This is a genomic window from Flavobacterium sp. ZB4R12 (assembly GCF_048276375.1).
Lineage (GTDB): Bacteria > Bacteroidota > Bacteroidia > Flavobacteriales > Flavobacteriaceae > Flavobacterium > Flavobacterium gawalongense.
Genome location: NZ_JBLNKS010000029.1, coordinates 1 through 19,682, shown reverse-complemented (window position 1 = coordinate 19,682; position 19,682 = coordinate 1). Strand labels below are relative to the sequence as shown.

At 34.1% G+C, this 19,682-nt stretch carries 17 protein-coding genes and 1 pseudogene; 13 read left to right on the top strand and 5 right to left on the bottom strand.

From position 1 onward, the window contains the following. The first annotated feature begins 274 nt into the window (after positions 1–274). The 13 genes and pseudogenes from ACNO7W_RS15980 (at position 275) to ACNO7W_RS15920 (ending at position 16,280) form a co-directional block, all read left to right on the top strand. On the top strand, positions 275–568 hold the full coding sequence (locus tag ACNO7W_RS15980; RefSeq protein ID WP_417938872.1) for a GIY-YIG nuclease family protein: 294 nt from the start codon (positions 275–277) through the stop codon (positions 566–568). A 160-nt stretch (positions 569–728) separates the two neighbouring features. Continuing rightward, entirely contained in the window at positions 729–1,778 is a 1,050-nt protein-coding gene (gene rfbB, locus ACNO7W_RS15975) for a dTDP-glucose 4,6-dehydratase (RefSeq protein WP_417938871.1), read from the top strand. A gap of 24 nt (positions 1,779–1,802) precedes the next feature. Further along, positions 1,803–2,201, top strand: coding sequence for a GxxExxY protein (locus tag ACNO7W_RS15970; protein ID WP_417938870.1), 399 nt, complete (start codon positions 1,803–1,805; stop codon positions 2,199–2,201). A 20-nt stretch (positions 2,202–2,221) separates the two neighbouring features. Further along, entirely contained in the window at positions 2,222–3,091 is an 870-nt protein-coding gene (gene rfbA / locus ACNO7W_RS15965; protein ID WP_417938869.1) for a glucose-1-phosphate thymidylyltransferase RfbA, read from the top strand. 132 nt (positions 3,092–3,223) lie between these two features. Then, positions 3,224–4,177, top strand: a complete 954-nt coding sequence (locus tag ACNO7W_RS15960; protein WP_417938868.1) for a UDP-GlcNAc--UDP-phosphate GlcNAc-1-phosphate transferase — start codon at positions 3,224–3,226, stop codon at positions 4,175–4,177. 510 nt (positions 4,178–4,687) lie between these two features. After that, positions 4,688–5,263, top strand: coding sequence for a sugar transferase (locus ACNO7W_RS15955; RefSeq protein WP_417938867.1), 576 nt, complete (start codon positions 4,688–4,690; stop codon positions 5,261–5,263). Positions 5,264–5,702: 439 nt separating this feature from the next. Continuing rightward, positions 5,703–6,866, top strand: coding sequence for a DegT/DnrJ/EryC1/StrS family aminotransferase (locus tag ACNO7W_RS15950; RefSeq protein ID WP_417938866.1), 1,164 nt, complete (start codon positions 5,703–5,705; stop codon positions 6,864–6,866). 123 nt (positions 6,867–6,989) lie between these two features. Then, positions 6,990–8,957, top strand: coding sequence for a polysaccharide biosynthesis protein (locus ACNO7W_RS15945; RefSeq protein WP_417938865.1), 1,968 nt, complete (start codon positions 6,990–6,992; stop codon positions 8,955–8,957). Between the two features lie 543 nt (positions 8,958–9,500). Then, positions 9,501–9,874 (top strand): annotated as a pseudogene (locus ACNO7W_RS15940) (transposase); the annotation flags it as partial. Between the two features lie 70 nt (positions 9,875–9,944). Further along, entirely contained in the window at positions 9,945–11,174 is a 1,230-nt protein-coding gene (locus ACNO7W_RS15935; RefSeq protein WP_417938864.1) for a DUF4856 domain-containing protein, read from the top strand. Positions 11,175–11,378: 204 nt separating this feature from the next. Further along, positions 11,379–12,494: an imelysin family protein gene (locus ACNO7W_RS15930; protein WP_417938863.1), complete on the top strand. Its 1,116-nt coding sequence runs from the start codon at positions 11,379–11,381 to the stop codon at positions 12,492–12,494. A gap of 2 nt (positions 12,495–12,496) precedes the next feature. After that, complete coding sequence (locus ACNO7W_RS15925) at positions 12,497–13,864, top strand: HTTM domain-containing protein (protein ID WP_417938862.1); 1,368 nt, start codon at positions 12,497–12,499, stop codon at positions 13,862–13,864. Further along, the gene (locus tag ACNO7W_RS15920; protein WP_417938873.1) at positions 13,845–16,280 is read left to right on the top strand and encodes a TonB-dependent receptor domain-containing protein; all 2,436 of its coding nucleotides are present in this window, start codon (positions 13,845–13,847) and stop codon (positions 16,278–16,280) included. Before ACNO7W_RS15925 ends, ACNO7W_RS15920 begins: the two co-directional genes overlap by 20 nt. Positions 16,281–16,561: 281 nt before the next feature. Here the strand turns inward: ACNO7W_RS15920 and ACNO7W_RS15915 are convergent, their stop codons facing one another. From ACNO7W_RS15915 to ACNO7W_RS15895, 5 genes are all read right to left on the bottom strand, one after another. Then, positions 16,562–17,302 (bottom strand): tyrosine-protein phosphatase, encoded by a 741-nt coding sequence (locus ACNO7W_RS15915; protein ID WP_417938861.1) that lies wholly within the window; start codon positions 17,300–17,302, stop codon positions 16,562–16,564. Between the two features lie 179 nt (positions 17,303–17,481). Next, entirely contained in the window at positions 17,482–17,787 is a 306-nt protein-coding gene (locus tag ACNO7W_RS15910) for a hypothetical protein (RefSeq protein WP_417938860.1), read from the bottom strand. Beyond that, positions 17,780–17,923 (bottom strand): hypothetical protein, encoded by a 144-nt coding sequence (locus ACNO7W_RS15905; RefSeq protein WP_417938859.1) that lies wholly within the window; start codon positions 17,921–17,923, stop codon positions 17,780–17,782. Before ACNO7W_RS15905 ends, ACNO7W_RS15910 begins: the two co-directional genes overlap by 8 nt. Positions 17,924–18,248: 325 nt before the next feature. Continuing rightward, positions 18,249–19,340, bottom strand: a complete 1,092-nt coding sequence (locus tag ACNO7W_RS15900) for a PepSY-associated TM helix domain-containing protein (RefSeq protein ID WP_417938858.1) — start codon at positions 19,338–19,340, stop codon at positions 18,249–18,251. A gap of 56 nt (positions 19,341–19,396) precedes the next feature. Then, positions 19,397–19,528 (bottom strand): hypothetical protein, encoded by a 132-nt coding sequence (locus ACNO7W_RS15895; RefSeq protein ID WP_417938857.1) that lies wholly within the window; start codon positions 19,526–19,528, stop codon positions 19,397–19,399. Between the last annotated feature and the right edge of the window lie 154 nt (positions 19,529–19,682).

Here is a 19,682-nt window from a genome sequence, read left to right as displayed (position 1 = left end):
GGCTATGGATTTGATGACTTTATGCGATTATGATAACAATCGTCTCTTCGAGTGTTTTTGGCTTGAAAGGATTTGTTTTGAAAGAGGTTAGTGTTAAGCCAAAAAAGTATCGAGAAGTTTTGGATGCACAACGGTTCTCGGTTCTCGATACAATTTTTAAAGCGGTTGGGATTTTTTATAAAATAAAGATTTTATTTGCTTTAAAAATCACTCGAACTGACGGGAGAGTAATCGAACTGACGAGGCCAAATGAATAAAAATATTTTATAATTACATGAAACTGTCCTATGTTTATATTTTAAAATGCTCGGACGATAGTTATTATACGGGTGTTACAAGTAATTTAGCAAGTAGAATGTTTAAACATAATTCAGGGTTCCATCCTGACAGTTATACATTTAATAAGAGACCTTTAGAATTGGTTTTTTATTGTGAATTTACAGATATTAATTTGGCGATTGAAAAGGAAAAGCAAATTAAAAAATGGTCAAGATTTAAAAAAGAAGCCTTGATTAGAGGAGATTTTGATGGTTTGGTTAATTTAGCAAAGAAAAAATTTGATAAATAAAGTTTTCGATACAATTTAATAAAAGTGCTGTCGCTATTTTTATAAAATCACTTGAACTGATCCTTCGACAAAAGCTCAGGACAGGCTGAGAACTGTGGAATATAGTATCTCATTATCAAACGGAAAGACGAATAGATTTAAAATAAAATATAAAATAAAGATGAAAAAAATATTAATTACCGGTGGTGCCGGTTTTATTGGATCCCATGTAGTTCGGCTTTTTGTGAAAAAATATCCGCAGTATCAAATTTTTAATTTGGATGCACTTACGTATGCCGGGAATCTCGAAAATATAGCTGATATAGAGGCAGCCCCTAATTATACTTTTATCAAGGGAGATATAGTTGATGCCCCATTTATTGACCAATTGTTTGCGGAACATCAATTTGATGGTGTTTTGCATTTGGCTGCTGAATCTCATGTGGACCGTTCCATAACCGACCCGTTATCCTTTGTGAAAACGAATGTGATAGGAACCGTGAATTTATTGAATGCGGCGAAGGCCAGCTGGCAAGGAAATTATGAAGGGAAACGTTTTTACCACATCAGTACTGATGAGGTTTATGGCAGTTTGGGTGCCGAAGGGTTATTTACCGAGACCACTGCGTATGATCCTAATTCCCCTTATTCAGCTTCGAAAGCCAGTTCTGATCATTTTGTTAGGGCTTATGGCGAAACGTATGGCTTGCCTTATGTCTTGACCAATTGTTCCAATAATTATGGTCCTTACCACTTTCCTGAAAAATTAATTCCGTTATTTATTAATAATATCATTCAAAATAAACCACTGCCGGTTTATGGTGATGGGAAATACACCCGTGATTGGCTTTTTGTGGAAGATCATGCCGTAGCTATTGATTTGGTATTTCACGAGGGCAAAAACCATGATACTTATAATATTGGAGGCTTTAACGAATGGCAAAATATTGATTTGGTGAAATTGCTTTGCAAAATAATGGATGAAAAATTAGGAAGAGCATCAGGAGCCTCTGAGCAATTGATTGCTTATGTGAAAGACCGTCCAGGACATGATTTACGCTATGCCATTGATGCCAGTAAGATCAATAGAGAATTGGGATGGAAGCCTTCCGTTACTTTTGAGCAAGGATTGGAAAGGACCGTAAATTGGTATTTGGAAAATCAAACGTGGCTGAATAATATTACTTCGGGAGCCTATGCTTCGTATTACGAGAAGCAATATGCAAATTAACTCGAATTAATTCGAATTTCACTAATGAATGCTACGAATAAAATACTTTACAAAGAAGAAAGCTTTGCTATAATTGGCGCTTGTATGAAAGTGCATCGGTCATTAGGAGCAGGGTTCTTGGAGGCGGTCTACGAGGAAGCATTGGAAAAAGAATTTCAAATTCAAAAAATTCCCTTTAAAAGACAAGTAAAGTTGTCGTTATATTACGATAAACAGCTTATGAAAAAACAATATAGAGCAGATTTTGTTTGTTATGATAGTATTATTATCGAAATAAAAGCTGTCTCACAAATACCTGTCACATTTTATACGCAGTTGACCAATTATTTAAAATGTACAAATCTGGAATTGGGTATGTTGATTAATTTCGGCACACCCTCATTAACTTATAAAAGAATGATTAATTTGAAAAATTCGAATTAATTCGTAAAATGAGTACAATTATGAAAGGAATTATATTAGCAGGAGGATCCGGTACCCGTTTGCATCCGTTAACACTTGCCATGAGCAAACAAATGATGCCTGTTTATGACAAACCCATGATTTATTATCCGTTATCCACTTTGATGATGGCGGGTATTAATGAAATATTAATTATTTCCACCCCACATGATTTGCCTAATTTTAAAAAGTTGTTGGGAGACGGAACGGCAATAGGTTGTCAATTCAGTTATGCAGAACAAGCTATTCCAAATGGTTTAGCGCAAGCTTTTGTCATAGGAGAAAAATTTATCGGAAAAGATAGCGTAGCCTTGGTTTTAGGAGATAATATTTTCTTTGGTTCCAATATGGATGAGTTGTTGCAATCCAATACCAATCCTGAAGGTGGAGTTGTGTTTGCTTATCACGTTTCAGATCCGGAGCGCTATGGTGTGGTTGAATTTGATTCTAGTTTTAAAGCGCTTTCCATTGAAGAAAAGCCAGTAGAACCGAAATCCAATTATGCGGTACCCGGTTTGTATTTTTATGATAATTCAGTCGTGGAAATTGCCAAGAATATCAAGCCCAGTGCTCGTGGTGAATATGAAATCACTGATGTGAACAAAGTGTATTTAGAAAAAGGAGCTTTGAAAGTAGGGATTTTAAGCAGAGGAACCGCTTGGTTGGATACCGGAACTTTTAATAGCCTGATGCAGGCAGGACAATTTGTTCAGGTTATTGAAGAACGTCAAGGGCTGAAAGTAGGTTGTATCGAAGAGATTGCCTGGCGACAGGGTTTTATCACTGACCAACAACTAAACGAACTGGCAGAGCCTTTAAAGAAATCGGGTTACGGAGAGTATCTTTTGGGATTGCTGAGGCATAAGTTGTAGGTTTTAGTGATCAGTGATCAGTATTTAGTGTTCAGTATTCTGTATTCAGTGATCTGTTCAGTTTCAGTTTCAGGTTTCAGATTTCAAATGGTATTTCAGATAATAGATTTCGAATTACATATAATTTAAAATATGGTATATATTGCATTAATTATTTTATTGGTTGGTATTGAGCTTATTTATTTCAAAATTGCAGATAAGTACAATATTATTGATAAACCCAATAACAGATCGTCCCATACTTCCATTACTTTAAGAGGAGGCGGGATTATTTTTCCGATAGCCATAAGTATCGCTTTTTTTTTGGGATATGTTTCTTGGGCAGTAACCCTCGCAGTGGTATTGGTCGCGGTAGTTAGTTTTATAGATGATATCAAGCCGTTGTCCCAGTTGCCCCGATTTGTATCACATGTCATAGCCGTTGGTTTGGTTTTTTATGAGTTACACTTGTTTTATGAGCCCATCTGGTTGCTACCTATTGTGTTTGTTTTACTGATCGGTTGGGTAAACGCTTTTAATTTTATGGACGGGATCAATGGAATAACCGTTTTATACGCCTTAACGGCTATCGTTAGTTTTTCTTTTTTACCCATCAACGAAGCCAGCTTGCCGTTACTAATCACTATGGGATTGTCCTGTTTTGCTTTTGGGCTGTTTAATGTTCGGAAAAAAGCTAAAACCTTTGCAGGGGATGTTGGCAGTATCAGTATGGCGCTGTTTTTAGGCTATTTTATGATAAAGACCATTATTGATTCGGGACAACTCGGGTATATTCTTTTCTTTTCTGTTTATGGGATAGATGCCATTATCACGATCATAAATCGATTACTTAAAAAAGAAAATATATTTCAGCCGCACCGTAGCCATTTGTACCAATATCTAGCCAATGAAATGGGCTATTCTCATATTTTGGTTGCCTTTATTTATGCCGGATTTCAATTGGGAATAAACGGATTCGTTATTTATATGGCTACCAAAGGATATTTAACCCTGTTCTTTATCGGTGGATTTTTAGTACTACTGACCTTTATTTATTTACTGGTCCGAAAGTTTGTTACTCGTAAATTGGTCCTGAAGAATTTGTAATTCGGTTTTTGCTTGGGTTACGGTATTGTTTTTTATGATTATCTGCATTGTTACCCAAGCCGCTTTTTATTATTTCGATAGTATGCAAGATTGTTTTTTAGTCCCGAATGGTGGGAGGTTCAAATATCTCTTTCGAGTTACTTACATAAATACCAATGCTAAGTCTAATGAACTCGTACTTGGTCTATTTTTTTTAACAGCTGTGATAACTTTACACTAATATCATCAAATGGATATTTTTCTTTAAAAACAAAAAACACACCCCTAACCCCTCTCAAGAGGGGAATTCGACCCTGCTAACATTAAACCTTCAGTTGTTTTTTATGTAAATAAGTCGATATCTCTTAAACGTTTTTAATCTCTCGCAAAGGCGCTAAGCCGCAAAGCTATTCGTACGCTGAACCTTGCGTCTTCGCGCCTTTGCGAGAAAAATGGAATATATAAAATCCCTTGCTAGGTAAACTACGGATAAGCATATTGTTTTTTTAGGAATTTAAGACTTCGAAAGGTATGGCAAAGCGATTTTTTGATATTATTTTCTCCCTCTTCGCACTTCTCTTATTTTTTTGGGTTATATTGATTTCTTGGCTGCTGGCCGTTATAGATACGCATACTAATGGAATCTTCATCCAAGAGCGTATAGGTCAATTTGGTGCACCATTCAAAATTTATAAACTCCGAACGATTCAAGTTTCATCGTCTTCAGGCAGCGCCCGTATTTCCAAAATAGGCAGGCTACTTCGTAGCTATAAGCTAGACGAGTTGCCTCAACTCTTTAATGTTTTAAAAGGGGAAATGAGTATAGTAGGCCCAAGACCAGATTTGCCGGGTTCTTATGATTTGTTAGAAGGTGAAAATCGTAAAATATTAGAATTGAAACCTGGATTAACCAGTTTAGCTTCTTTAAAATATAGCAAAGAGGGATATTTGTTAGAAAAGCAGACATCACCTACTATTTACAACGACAGTGTTATTTTTTCGGATAAAGTACAGATGAATTTAGACTATTACTATCATCGAAGTTTTTGGGGAGATATCATCATTATTTTGAAAACGATTTGGTTTATTTTTTTTAGAAAAAAATAGTGCAATTAGTATTATAACCCGTTGGGTGTAATTAGTTTTTGATGATAATTTTCGTCAATTCGAGTGATTTTCTCCCGAAGCCTCGGGAAGAAAATTATATCGAGAATTAGAAAATTATTATTAAAAACGGTTCTCGATACACGTCACTTCGAGTGCGAAGCGTATCGAGAAGTTTTGTTCCGTTTTACTCCACAAAAAAACACTACCATTGACGTTTTTATTAAAATACGGATTATAACCACCCCGCCCTTCGGACACCCCTCCAAAGGAGGGGAATTATTGACCTCATTCTCAAAACGTCATTTTATATTGCTTTTTTTAGAATAAAAATTATACCTCGAACTGACGTTTTGAATAATTGCACCCAACTAGCAACCGGAATCTTGGAGTATTTTTTTCTTAATTTAGCAGAATACAATTTTCACAGTTTTTTTAGAAGATGCATAAAAACAAAATTTGGCTTTCGGCTCCTCACATGGGAGGCAGTGAAATGAAATACGTACAAGAAGCATTTGATTCGAATTGGATTGCTCCGGTCGGTTCAAACATAGATTGTTTCGAACACCATTTAGAAGCCTATTTAGGTTCGCATCATGTTGCCGTTTTAAATTCTGGTACGGCAGCCATTCATTTGGGATTAATCCTTTTAGGAGTTCAGGCAGGAGATACCGTAATTTGTCAGAGTATGACTTTTTCAGCCTCCGCCAATCCTATTTTATATTTGGGAGCAACTCCGGTGTTTATCGACAGTGAACCAGAAACATGGAATTTATGTCCTATTGCACTTGAAGAAGCTATTGTAGACACGATTGCAAAAGGCGCAACCCCAAAAGTAATACTCACCGTTCATTTGTATGGGGTTCCGTATAAAATTGATGAGATAAGAGCGGTGGCCGATAAATATTCTATTCCTATTCTTGAAGACAGTGCCGAAGCTTTGGGAAGCAGCTACAAGGGACAACAATGCGGTACGTTTGGTGATGTTGGAATTTTCTCTTTTAATGGGAGTAAGATCATAACTACTTCTGGAGGAGGGGCGATTGTGACTCATTCGAAAGCACTAAAAGACAGGGCTATTTTTTTGGCGACACAAGCCAGGGATATTGCACCGCATTATCAGCATAGTGAAATAGGATATAATTATAGAATGAGTAATATCTGTGCGGGTATAGGTCGGGGACAAATGGAAGTTTTGGACTATCATATTGGTTTGAGAAGAAACGTGCATGCATTTTATATCGAATTATTTGCAGCTATCGAAGGGGTCACCGTTTTTAAAGTGCCTAATGCTACTTATTTTTCTAATTATTGGTTGAGTACCATTCTAATAAATCCTCTGGAAACCAATGGGATTACGAGAGAAACTCTAAGATTGGCATTAGAAGCAGCAAATATTGAATCCCGGCCTTTGTGGAAACCCATGCACTTACAGCCTGTTTTTGAAAAACATCCTTATTATGGCAACCATATTGCCGAGACCCTTTTTAATAATGGGCTTTGTTTACCATCAGGTTCCAATATGACTCCTGAAGATTGTAATAGAATAAAATCCGTTATCTTAAAATTATTTGGAAAAAAAGAAGTTATTTCTAAAAAAAGATGAGATAAATTCAGTTTTGTTGTTTAATTGCTTTTAAAACGAAATTGGATTGATTTGTTTCCTTTTATCCATTAATTAATTGTTATTTTTGTTTTCATAATAACAGTAATCTTTAAAAATATTATTTTGAGTGATACTAATACTTCAGGCTCATCGCCTATAAACTCTAATTTTTTTTCAAGAGAAAACTTGAAATTTAATATTCATAATTTGAGCTATCTGCCCAGATGGATTATTATTATTATGGATTTTTCGGTTTTAGTGCTGTCGTTTTTTTTTACGATTCTAATATTCAAAGGAACAGGATTAGGCTATATCATTACTCCATACAGCTTTAGATTCATAGTGTCTCTTTTTGGCGTAAATATCTTCTTTTTCTGGTTGTTTAGAACGTATTCCGGAATTATCAGACATTCTTCCTATATTGATGCGGTTAAGCTTTTGTTTTCGCAAATGGCTGTCCTTATTCTGTTTCTTTTTTTTAATTTTGGTTATGAGTTGTTGTATGGACAGAAAGCGTTTTTAAATACGGCTTTTTTTATCAATATAGTGCTTTCCTTTTGTGGGCTATTTTTATATCGCGTTGTCATAAAACAAACTTTCGAATTTTATTTTTCAGAACAAGGGACGAATAAATTAATTAGAACCATTATTTATGGTACGGATGCCAATGCCATATCGGTTGCGAATGCTTTAAAATTTGAGACACCTACCCGATTTAAAATTGTTGGTTTTGTGGATAAAAACAGCCAAAATGCAACTAAACGGATGTTGGATTTACCAATATTAATTAAAAAGAAAAAACTACCGCCATTAATGCGTTCCGTTAATGCCCAAGCAGTTATTATTGCCGATAAAAGCTTGTCCAAAGAGGAGCAATTAATCATTGTAGACCAATGTTTAGAATTCAATTATACCGTATATACCGTGCCACTGATTTCCGATTGGGAAAATCAAAAAGAGATTTCCAAAAAAGTAAAAAGCATCCAAATTGAAGATTTACTGGAAAGAAAACCTATTGTATTAGACAGTAAATTGATTTCTAAGCAGCTTAAAGATAAAACCATTTTGATTACCGGTGCTGCAGGATCTATTGGAAGCGAAATTGTACGCCAGGTATTAATTTTCAATCCTAAAACAGTAATTATTTTAGATCAGGCCGAAACACCATTGCATCATATGTGTTTAGAAATGAAAAATTTAGGTTCTTATTCGGAAATACATACCGTTATTGCCGACGTAAGAAATAAAGAAGCTATGGATAAGGTTTTTAAATGCTATCAACCTCAAGTGGTTTTTCATGCAGCTGCCTATAAACATGTGCCTCTAATGGAGGAAAATCCTTCTCAGGCAATTCTTACCAATGTAAAGGGGACTAAGAATCTTGCCGATTTGTCTTGCTTGTATAAGGTTAGAAAATTTGTCATGGTATCTACTGACAAAGCAGTGAACCCAAGTAATGTAATGGGAGCCAGTAAGAGAATAGCCGAAAAATATGTGCAATCCCTGCAATTAAAAAATAATAATGAAGAGGAAAAAAATGCTACAAAATTTATTACCACTCGTTTTGGAAATGTTTTAGGTTCCAATGGTTCTGTAGTCCCTTTGTTTACCAAACAAATAGCTAATGGAGGACCGGTCACGATTACACATCCTGATATCATTAGGTATTTTATGACCATACCGGAAGCCTGTCAATTGGTTTTGGAAGCGGGAGCCATGGGTAATGGCGGGGAAATTTATATTTTTGATATGGGAAAACCCGTTAAAATTATTGATTTGGCCAGAAAGATGATTAAGCTAGCCGGGTTTATTCCGGATAAAGATATCAAAATACAGATTGTCGGATTAAGGCCGGGGGAGAAGTTATACGAAGAATTACTTAATGATACTTCCAAGACTTTGCCTACCCACCATGAAAAAATTATGATTTCAGAAGAAATTCTGGACGAATTTGAAACCCTGAATACGGATATTGAGGAACTTATAAGAGGTGCAAATCACTTTGAAAATGACCATATTGTAATGAGAATGAAACAAATTGTACCGGAGTTCAAAAGTATGAATTCCACTTTTGAATTATTAGATAAGTAACATAGCTTTTAAAGCGTTGTATAAAAAAAGGTTGCAAAGTACTATTCTTTGTAACCTTTTTTATTTAAAATAGGATTGGTACAGCCAAAAAGGTATCGGGTTCTCGATACAATTTTTAAAGCTTTATGTTTTATTCTTCAAAATACTTTAAGTTTAGCTTTAAAAATCACTCGAACTGACGTTGAGGATGTCGAACTGACTTTTCGATAAAAACTCAGGGCAGGCTATTGTGGTATTGAGAAGATTTGTGTGCATAACGGTTCTCGATACGTTTTTATAAAAATGCTGTCGCTATTGGGTATTCCAGTCCAAACTGGGCCTATCGTCTGGACATAAGTCTAAAAATAAACACGAATTTCACGAATTGCCACGAATTCATTCGTTGAAATTAATTACACGAACAGTTTGATTCACCGAGTAAAAAAATCCGTGTAAATCGGTATAATCAGTACAATCTGTGGGCTAATATTTATGCTTTATAAATGTACAAACGACGAAAATTGTATTCGAAATGATTTTAGTCCGCATTACGGATAGTCATAAAATAAAAAACAACAAATGTCTAATTGTGTGCTACTTGGAGACAGAGGCTATTTGTCAGAATCAATTCAACTTATTCCAAACTGTAAATATAAAACTAGAAACACCAAAAAGAAAGAATCAAAAAAATTATAAGCCACAACCATATATCTTTAGAAAATCAAGAAAAAGAATTGAAGCATTCTTCTCACAATTATGTGATCAGTTCTTAATCAGAAGAAATTATGCTAAAACTTTTGAAGGTTTTAAAACAAGAATTTTTATCAAAAATAACAGCATTAACATTGGTTCAATATGTAAGTAAATTTATTTTTGATGGACCAATAAATCAAATAATTTATTACCCTCAACAGATTATTCATAATAAATCTAAATAAAACACTTGTTTTTTTATAATCTTTTTATATGTTTGCAAAAATTATTTTAATTCAATCTAAATTAACTGAAATGAACTTTAAAAAATTATCTCTTTCCGCATTACCAATTTTATTATTAGCACTTACTTCTTGTTCAAATGACGATGCTGCAGTCGAAGAAACTTTTAATTATACTGTTCCGGCAACTTACACATTCGAAAGAAACGCGGTGACTTCTGTAGATTATTCAGGGCAATCAAGTCGTTTATTAATGCTTGATGAAATGGGGAACTATTTTAAAACAGCAGCAACAAACGGAACAGTGGCTGATGATGCATTTTTGTCTGAAATGTATACAAATACGAACAACCGTTTTACAGGTACAGGTTTAAATACATCAGGGAAACAATTAAAAGATAAAACGGCTGCTTCAAAAGATTATTTTTCTCTATATCTAGGTGGTGGTTCAACATCGGAACAAGTGAGTGTTCGTGAATTATTTGAAACCCAATTCGATAATGCTAAAGCTGCCAGTCAAGGTGCGACTGCTGCTGCAGGCGTTGCCGGTGTTTATTTAGATGGAACAAGTAAACGATTATTGGCTTCAAATGGATTAGAGCCACAACAAGTATTGTTAAAAGGAATGATGGGTGCTTGCTTTTTGGATCAAGTGGTAAATAATTATTTAAGTGTAAACAAGCTTGATGGCGGAACCAATAAAGTTGACAATACGAACAAAGTATTATTGACTGGAAAGAGTTATACAGAAATGGAGCATAATTGGGATGAAGCTTATGGTTATATTTATGGTGCAGATAATTTAACTGTTACACCAAATGTTTTTAAATTTTGGAGCAGTTATATCAATCAAGTTAATGCCGATACTGATTTTAAAACCCTTAAAGCAGACATTGAATTGGCTTTCCGTAAAGGTAGAGCGGCAATTGTTGCCAATGATTATGCAACCCGTGATGCTCAAATTGATATTATTAAAGCAAAATTAGCAGTGATACCGGCGGTTAGAGCCGTATTTTATCTGCAAGAAGGAAAAGGTAAATTAGCAACTGATAATGGAGCAAAAGCTTTCCACGCTTTGTCAGAAGCTTACGGTTTTATTATGTCATTGCGTTATACAAATAAACCAGGAACAAACAGTCCTTATTTTACAAAAGCAGAAGTAGATACAATGTTAGCTTCTATGGTAAGCGGAACAAATGGTCTGTGGGCTATCGATACCTTGGGAGCAAAACTAGATGCTATATCAACACAAATTGCAACTAAATTTGGTTTTACAGTGGCTCAAGCAGCTACAGTAAATTAATTCAATAAAAAGCAAAGCAAGAGAAGTTAACTTCTCTTGCTTTTTGTACTTTTGCATAAATTTTTTAAGAAATGAAATGAGCATAACGTAAACTCGATGCAAACACCGACGAAGATATGCGAAACGAAGTTCAATGACACCAAAAAGATAAATAGTATCCGTCATTAATTCCATATTCCTTTAAAAAGTAAATATTATCTGTATATGAAAAAGATCCTATTAATTTTAAGTCTTATTGCTCTGGTTGTAGCTTGCTCATCAAATGAGGGAGATAACAATACTGACGGAAATAATTATGATAGAACGGCACTTTTAACCAATTGGGCTGATAATATCATTGTCCCAAGTTATGTAAATTATCAAGCAAAGCTTCAAACATTGGTATCTAATACTAATACTTTTGTTGCTACCCCAACTGAAGCAAATCTTCAAACGGTTAGAACTTCTTGGCTTGAAGCCTACAAAGCGTATCAATATATATCAATGTATAATTTGGGTAAAGCAGAGGAAATCAATCTTAATATGGCTTCCAATACCTATCCGACAAGTACAATTGGTATAGAATCAAATATTTCATCCGGAAGTTACAATTTAGCATTGTTCTCGCAATTTGACAAACAAGGTTTTCCGGCATTGGATTATTTGATAAATGGTTTGGGTACAAATGACGCTTCAATTGTTGGTTTTTATGCTACAAATGTAAATGCTGCAAATTACAAGCAGTATTTAACAGCTGTTGTGGGTAAACTAAAAACAAATGCTGATGCAGTTGTAACCGATTGGAATTCAGGTTTCAGAAATAGTTATGTGGCTAACAACGGGACTTCGGTAAGCAGTTCAGTAAACAAAACAACAAATCTATTTGTAAAAAATCTTGAAAAAGATATTCGTACCGGTAAATTAGGAATTCCGGCAGGGATTTTTTCAAGCGGTGTTAAATATCCGGAAAAAGTGGAGGGCTATTATAAAAATGATATTTCTAAAGAGTTGTTAAATGTTTCCATAAAAGCACAACAAGATTTTTTTAATGGAAAACATTTTAATAGTACAGCAACAGGAGAAGGCCTAAAAACGTATTTGGATTTTTTAAATGCTATTAGAAATGGTCAGCAATTAAGTGCTATTATAAACAATCAATTTGCTACTATTTATACAGTAAACAATGCGCTTAACAACAGTTTTTCACAACAAATAAATACTGACAATTCAAAAATGATTGCCGCTTATGATGCTTTACAGCAAAATGTAATCTACATAAAACTAGATATGATGCAAGCATTAAATATCACGATTGATTATGTAGATGGCGATGGCGATTAATTATGAGTTTTAGTGTAACAAAATATCTAAATAAATATTCAGAGGCATCAACGCTAGCTTTTTTCAGGCTAGCGTTTGGCTTTATGATGGTTTTAAGTCTAGTACGATTTGTGAGTTACGGTTGGATTGATAAATTCTACATCCAACCCCAATTTCACTTTACGTATTATGGCTTTGAGTGGATAAAACCACTTGGAAATTATACGTATTTATTATTTATTATTTCAGGAATAGCTGCTTTATTTGTCGCCATCGGATATAAATACAAAGTATCGATTATTATCTTTTTCCTGAGTTTTACCTACATTGAATTTATGGATAAAACCACTTACCTGAATCATTATTATTTTATTACGGTTGTGAGTTTTATACTGATATTTTTACCGGCAAATGCCTATTTTTCTATTGATGCCTATAGAAATCCTAAAATTGCCTTTCAGAAAATCCCGAGTTGGACAATCGATATTTTAAAATTGTTGTTAGGGATTGTATATTTTTATGCAGGCTTGGCAAAACTCAATTCCGACTGGCTTTTTGAAGCGATGCCACTCAAAATCTGGTTACCCAATAATTCAAATTTACCCATAATTGGTTCTTTATTAAACGAGAATTGGGTGCATTATGCTTTTAGTTGGACAGGAATGATTTACGATTTAAGTATTCCTTTTTTATTACTTTATAAAAGAACTCGATTATTCGCCTTTGTTTTAGTGGTAGTATTTCATATTCTGACTAAAATTCTTTTCCCAATTGGTGTTTTTCCGTATATAATGATTGTAAGTTCATTACTCTTTTTTGATGCCAATTTTCATAAAAAGTGTTTGCAAATTGTTTCAAAATTATTCAATTTCAGTATAACTGTCTTTGAGAACGGAAAAGAAAAAATTCAGAATTTCAATGGGATTTATAAAACTAAAATCGCTTTTTTAACATGTTTTGTAGCTTTCCAGTTATTATTTCCTTTTCGATATGTATTGTATCCGGATGAATTATTTTGGACAGAAGAAGGATTTCGATTTTCGTGGCGCGTGATGCTTATGGAAAAAGCCGGTTACACCCAATTTATTGTTACCGATGCGAAAACGAAAGAAAATAGAATGATCAATAACAGTCATTTTTTAACTTCTTTTCAGGAAAAGCAAATGTCGTTTCAACCGGATTTTATTTTGGAATACGCACATTATTTACACGATTATTATCAAAAACAAGGCATTCAAGATCCGGAAGTTAGAGTAGAAAGCTACGTCGCTCTCAACGGAAGATTAAGCAAATTATACATTGACCCAAAAATAAATCTAGCCAAAGAAAATGAAACATTCCATCACAAAACTTGGATATTACCTTTTAACGATGAAATTAAAGGATTTTAGTTGCATTCTATTTTTATTATTTACGATAAATAGTTTCTCCCAATATAAAATTTCGGGAATAACTACATCTGACTATGGCAAAAGATTGGCTTCCGTTGAAATCTATAATAAAACTTCCGGGACTAAATATTTTTCTAACTCTAAAGGAGAATTTTCAATAGAATTAGACAAGTATGGTAATTATGAACTCGTTTTTTACAAAGAGAACTATGCTGTTTTAGAAAAAACAGTTGCAACATCCGATGAAAGTATTGTTATTATTTTAGATAAAGTCACCAACCTTTCGGAAGTGGTTATAAAGAATCAAAAAGAAAAAATATTTGCACTCAATAAATTAAAAGATATTGATGAAACTGCCATTTATGCCGGAAAAAAAACCGAAGTAATCTCATTGGACAAACTAACGGCAAACAAGGCCACCAACAATGCACGTCAGATATTTGCTCAAGTTGCAGGATTAACCATCAACGAAAGTTCCGATGGCGGTTTGCAATTAAGTATTGGTGGACGAGGATTAGATCCAAACCGAACATCCAATTTTAATACCCGTCAAAACGGTTATGACATTAGTGCAGATGTTCTCGGTTATCCTGAAAGTTATTATGCCACACCCACCGAAGCATTAGAAGAAATACAAGTAGTTCGCGGTGCAGCATCGTTACAATACGGAACGCAATTTGGTGGATTAGTTAATTTTAAATTAAAAACGCCAAGTAAAAAACCATTCGAATTTACAACAAGAAATACCATTGGATCTTATGGTTTGTTTACCAATTTTACTTCATTAAGCGGTACAAAAGATAAATTCAGTTACTACACCTTTTATAATTACAAACAAGGAAATGGTTTTAGACCCAATTCTGAATTCGAGAGCAAAAACTATTTTGGGAATTTGAATTATCAGTTCAACGATAAAACTTCCTTGCATTTCGACTACACTTATTTTAATTATTTAGCCCAACAAGCCGGCGGATTGACTGATGTGATGTTTAACCAAAACCCAACGCAAAGCAACAGAACCCGGAACTGGTTTGCCGTAAATTGGAATTTATTTGCTTTGCGATTCAAACATAAATTTAATGCTAATGCCGATTTTTCATTGCAATTATTTGGGCTGGATGCAAGTCGAAAAGCTGTCGGATATCGTTCTAATAGAGTTTCAAATCCTGATGTTTTAGGAACGGAAAGAGATTTAATAGTAGGTAAATTTGTCAATTGGGGTGCAGAAGCACGATTTTTAAAACGCTACAAAATAAAAAACAACACCAGTGCTTTTTTAATTGGAGCCAAATATTATCAATCGAAAAATTCAGGAATTCAAGGTCCGGGAAGTTCCGGTAGTGATGCCAATTTTAATGTTGCTGATACAGAATTCCCTTTTTATGCCAACCAATCCAACTATACGTACCCGAATTTGAATGTGTCTGTTTTTGGAGAAAATATATTTAAGATAACATCTAATTTTTCTATAACCCCAGGTTTTAGATTTGAAAAAATAAAAACACAGGCAGAAGGCTCTTACCGAAAAATAAATCTGGATTTAGCAGGAAATGTAATACTGGACGAAACGAAGTTTGAGAATAATATAAAAGACCGAAATTTTGTTTTATTGGGTGTTGGATTAAGTTATAAACCACAAAACCGAATTGAATTTTATGGAAATGTTTCACAAAATTATCGTTCGGTAACTTTCAATGATATCCGCACTGTGAGTCCAAGTCAGGTGATTGATGAAAATATTACAGACGAAAAAGGATATACTTCTGATATTGGGATTCGAGGACAAATAGGCGACAAAGTAACTTTTGACGCTAGTGTTTATGGCTTGTATTATGATGATAAAATAGGCGAATATGAAACTAGAAACCCCAATGGTTCCGCTGCAATTGTAAGGTTCAGAGACAATATTGGAACTGCAGTTACTTATGGTTTTGAAACGATGTTCGATTGGAGTTTAAATAAAACATTTTTCAAACAAAACGACAACTTTGTTTGGAATGTATTCTCCAATATCGCTATTACCGATTCGGAATATCTGAAATCGGACGCGCCAAATATTCAAGGAAACAAAGTGGAATTCGTACCGCTTTACAACATAAAAACGGGAACAGGAATTGGATATAAAAACTTTATTTCGAGCATACAATTTACCTATGTTTCCTCTCAATTTACAGAAGCTAATAACAGTAAAACAGACGCAAATGACAATACGTATGGTATTTTTGGTCAAATTCCAGCCTATTATGTAGCTGATTTTTCAACCTCCTACAAATGGAAAAAATGGAAACTGGAAGCCGGAATCACCAATTTTACAAACAACAGTTATTTCACCAGAAGAGCAACCGGTTATCCAGGCCCAGGAATCATTCCGTCGGATACTCGAACTTTTTACACAACTTTAGAATTTGTGTTTTAATGTTTTATAAAATAAAATTGCGGAAGCTTACAGATAGAGATTTTAAGATAGTTAATTAACAATGAATTAGAGGTAAAAAAACGGGACAAAAGAAGATTTTTTCTCCTTGTCCCATAGAGTGACCCTAAAGGGAGCCGAAAATTTAGGACTTGTGTTTTATATGTATGCGATTTTCGTTTTTTTCTTTCGTATCAAGAAAGATTCAAATAGAAATTCAGGCTCAGGCAACAGAATGTATTGATCAGTTTCAATTTAAAGAAATAGGAGTGGGGCTTTAATATCTATTCAAACTTAAAAAACTGATTGTTGGCTATGGCTTCTTTTAACGGTGCTACGTCTTTTAGTTTTACTTTTTGTTCAAAAGAGGCAATGTGATTGTCATGATGCACATCAGAACCCACATAATTGTACATTCCTTTTTGTAGCAATCGCTCGGCTATTTTAGCGATTTCGGCACCATAATAGCCAACAACTGACAATAAATTTAACTGAAACAAACAGCCAGCAGCTTTTAATTTTAGGTATTCATTAAAATTATAATGGTAAAATAAGTAGCGCTCCGGGTGTGCCAAAACCGGAATATATCCTGCCACCTGCAAGTCAAATAGGATCGTATACAACTGGATAGGTGCATTTATATATGACATTTCTACCAACACATAATTGTCTTTAAGCGTTAATAAATTGTGAGACTGAAAAAGTCGCACAAACTGATCGTCCATCAGGTATTCGGCCGCCGCTTTAAAAGGAACGGTGGCCCCCTGTTTTTTTAATTCCATTACAGTTGTTGTTTCTTTAGATCGAATTTGCTCAGGGGTATTTTCCCATACCTGTTGGATTATGTGCGGGGTAGTGATAAACTGTGAAATCCCAAAACCTTGAAGGGCTCGGGTCAATCGTAACGTGTCTTCAAAAGTTCTGGCGCCATCATCTATACCCGGCAAAAGATGGGAGTGGATATCGATATGGTTATCAGGGATTAGATCCTTAAGTACAGGTTTTGATTTAAATAGTGTAAACATAAAGTAAAGGTAGAGAAAAGTTTTTAGTGATCAGTTTTTTAGTGATCAATGTTCAGTATTCAGTGATCAGTGATCAGTGATCAGTGTTCAGTATTCAGTGATCAGTGATCAATGTTCAGTGATCAGTGTTCGGATAACTGTAATCAGTGATCAGGATAGTAATTAATTCAAGTTGCCAGTTAATTGATTTGTTTAATTGGAATCCAAATACAAACAATGTAAGTTTTATTAGAAAACCTTCCAATGTTACTGCATGTATTTGTTCTTGAAAACATTTTTTTGATGCCGCTTATGGTTGTTTCTACTCTTTTTCTCATTTTTAGTTTTTCATTTTTTTGTTCTAATGTGTCTGTTCGTTTAGTGTTTGACTTTCTTTGACTTTTCAATAAAATACATTTTCTCTCTAACACAATATCCTCTAAACCATAATCTGTGTATGCACTATCGCCATAAATGGATGCTTTTGCGGGTAATTTATCAATCATTATTTCCTAAAGCTTTTGCGTCTGCCGTTTTACCTGGTGTGAAATGAAAAGCTATAGAAATTCCATTTTTTGTTGTAAGTAATTGAACTTTGACACCATAAAAATAATTTCGCATACTCGCTGTGTACCTCTCCATTTTTTATCATTAAGAATCTTGCAGTTTGCAATTTTCATATTGTTATATACTGAAACTGGAAATGAATCAATAATAGAGTGCATTTCACAACAAAAGTCTTTAAAATAGGAACTTAAAATTTAAATAAAAAGAGATAATATAAAAATAAACCTCGCTTAAAAGTCCCGAAACTTCGGGACTTTTAAGCGAGGTTTATTTTTGATTTGTTAATTCAGGTCCACTTTTATCAAGACGTTACAACATTTTTATCATCAACAACTTGATAAGTAATCGAATCATTCACCAATATTGGTTTTAAGTAAAAAGAGCTAGACTTAAAATAAAATTAATTGGTCTGTTGTGATTTCTTCTTTTTCTTCTTTTGTTTCCTTTGCCACATTATAAAACCTGTAATAGGTAAACTAGCAGCAATTACAGCTACAAAAAAGGCAATTATTTTACCGAAAATCCCAAAAATAGAGCCAGTATGAATGCCGTAAATTGAATTTTTAACTTTCTCGGCTGTGGATGCATTTTTGTTTAAATCAGTCTGTAAAATTTTCCCTGAGAATTGATCCACAAAAAAGGTATTGTATTTTGGGATGTATTCATAGGCGTATTTCAATTTCACACGGATAGACCCATCACTTTCTTTTGGATAGAAAATACTTGATTCTATACAATTGGGATACTCTTTTTGTATTTGTGAATAGATTGCAGCAATGTCAGTTTCCGCCAATTTTTGTGTTCCTGAATTTGGGCCCCATTTGGTGTACGGTTCGCTAAAGGTAATGGCAGATACTGCTTTTTTTACAAAATCATATGAGAAAAACAAACCCGTGCCTGCAATAAAAACCAGAACGAAAGCAGCGTAAAAACCTCCAATCCTATGTAAATCAAAATTTAATCTTTTGGCAGATTTATTATTTATGACAAAAAAGGATTTTATATTTTTTAAACGGCTTGGAAACCACAAGACCAGGCCTGAAATCAGCATAAAAAGGAACACAAAAGTTGAAATAGCGACTATATTCTTGCCGATGCCCCCTAAAAGTAAGGTGCGATGAATCTCTAAAATCAATGTAAAAAAGGATGCTGTACTATCCAGAGCCATCACTTCATTTCCGTTGTAAGGATTATAGGCTACCTGAATTTTTTCATCACCCAGAACTATTGTCGCATTAGGATCACTTTCTTTCTGTTTAATAAACTGTAACTTGTTTTCAGAATGGTTTTTTTTGAAAGAATCGATAACTACATCCAGTGAGACCCGGCTTGACTTTTGTGTATTTACATAATCAAAATTATGCTTGGTGTAGCTTGTTATTTCGTCTTTGAAAGCATAAATACAGCCCGTTAGGGCTACTATAAAAATAATAATTCCTGAAGCTAAACCTAACCAAAGATGCAATTTCCGGATTGTTTTTTTTAATTTCATTACAAGTGTTAAAGGTTAAAATTATGACAGAATCAATTATTTTTTTGATTCAGAGCCTAAAAACTATACTGTATTTGTAAAGTGGCTCTTCTGCCGGGTGATTTTACAAAGTCTTGATTTCTGACTGTCCACCATGCAATGTTTGGAGAATAATCTTTGTTGAATAAATTCTCAACTCCTAATGCCATTTTAAAATGTTGATTAATCATATACAAATTACTAACATATGCGAATCAAGGGTTAAAATATTAAGTTTATAAAGGCAACTGCAATCTTTCCAAACAGATGTACTAATAATCCTTTTGTGGATCTAACCTTACTTGCTCTTTGAATATCTGTTTT

What these genes read in the sequence shown, in the direction of transcription:
- ACNO7W_RS15980 (WP_417938872.1), top strand. Translation starts at nt 275, where the DNA reads ATGAAACTGTCCTATGTTTATATTTTAAAATGCTCGGACGATAGTTAT.
- rfbB (WP_417938871.1), top strand. Translation starts at nt 729, where the DNA reads ATGAAAAAAATATTAATTACCGGTGGTGCCGGTTTTATTGGATCCCAT.
- ACNO7W_RS15970 (WP_417938870.1), top strand. Translation starts at nt 1,803, where the DNA reads ATGAATGCTACGAATAAAATACTTTACAAAGAAGAAAGCTTTGCTATA.
- rfbA (WP_417938869.1), top strand. Translation starts at nt 2,222, where the DNA reads ATGAAAGGAATTATATTAGCAGGAGGATCCGGTACCCGTTTGCATCCG.
- ACNO7W_RS15960 (WP_417938868.1), top strand. Translation starts at nt 3,224, where the DNA reads ATGGTATATATTGCATTAATTATTTTATTGGTTGGTATTGAGCTTATT.
- ACNO7W_RS15955 (WP_417938867.1), top strand. Translation starts at nt 4,688, where the DNA reads ATGGCAAAGCGATTTTTTGATATTATTTTCTCCCTCTTCGCACTTCTC.
- ACNO7W_RS15950 (WP_417938866.1), top strand. Translation starts at nt 5,703, where the DNA reads ATGCATAAAAACAAAATTTGGCTTTCGGCTCCTCACATGGGAGGCAGT.
- ACNO7W_RS15935 (WP_417938864.1), top strand. Translation starts at nt 9,945, where the DNA reads ATGAACTTTAAAAAATTATCTCTTTCCGCATTACCAATTTTATTATTA.
- ACNO7W_RS15930 (WP_417938863.1), top strand. Translation starts at nt 11,379, where the DNA reads ATGAAAAAGATCCTATTAATTTTAAGTCTTATTGCTCTGGTTGTAGCT.
- ACNO7W_RS15925 (WP_417938862.1), top strand. Translation starts at nt 12,497, where the DNA reads ATGAGTTTTAGTGTAACAAAATATCTAAATAAATATTCAGAGGCATCA.
- ACNO7W_RS15920 (WP_417938873.1), top strand. Translation starts at nt 13,845, where the DNA reads ATGAAATTAAAGGATTTTAGTTGCATTCTATTTTTATTATTTACGATA.
- ACNO7W_RS15915 (WP_417938861.1), bottom strand. Translation starts at nt 17,302, where the DNA reads ATGTTTACACTATTTAAATCAAAACCTGTACTTAAGGATCTAATCCCT.
- ACNO7W_RS15910 (WP_417938860.1), bottom strand. Translation starts at nt 17,787, where the DNA reads ATGATTGATAAATTACCCGCAAAAGCATCCATTTATGGCGATAGTGCA.
- ACNO7W_RS15905 (WP_417938859.1), bottom strand. Translation starts at nt 17,923, where the DNA reads ATGGAGAGGTACACAGCGAGTATGCGAAATTATTTTTATGGTGTCAAA.
- ACNO7W_RS15900 (WP_417938858.1), bottom strand. Translation starts at nt 19,340, where the DNA reads ATGAAATTAAAAAAAACAATCCGGAAATTGCATCTTTGGTTAGGTTTA.
- ACNO7W_RS15895 (WP_417938857.1), bottom strand. Translation starts at nt 19,528, where the DNA reads ATGGCATTAGGAGTTGAGAATTTATTCAACAAAGATTATTCTCCAAAC.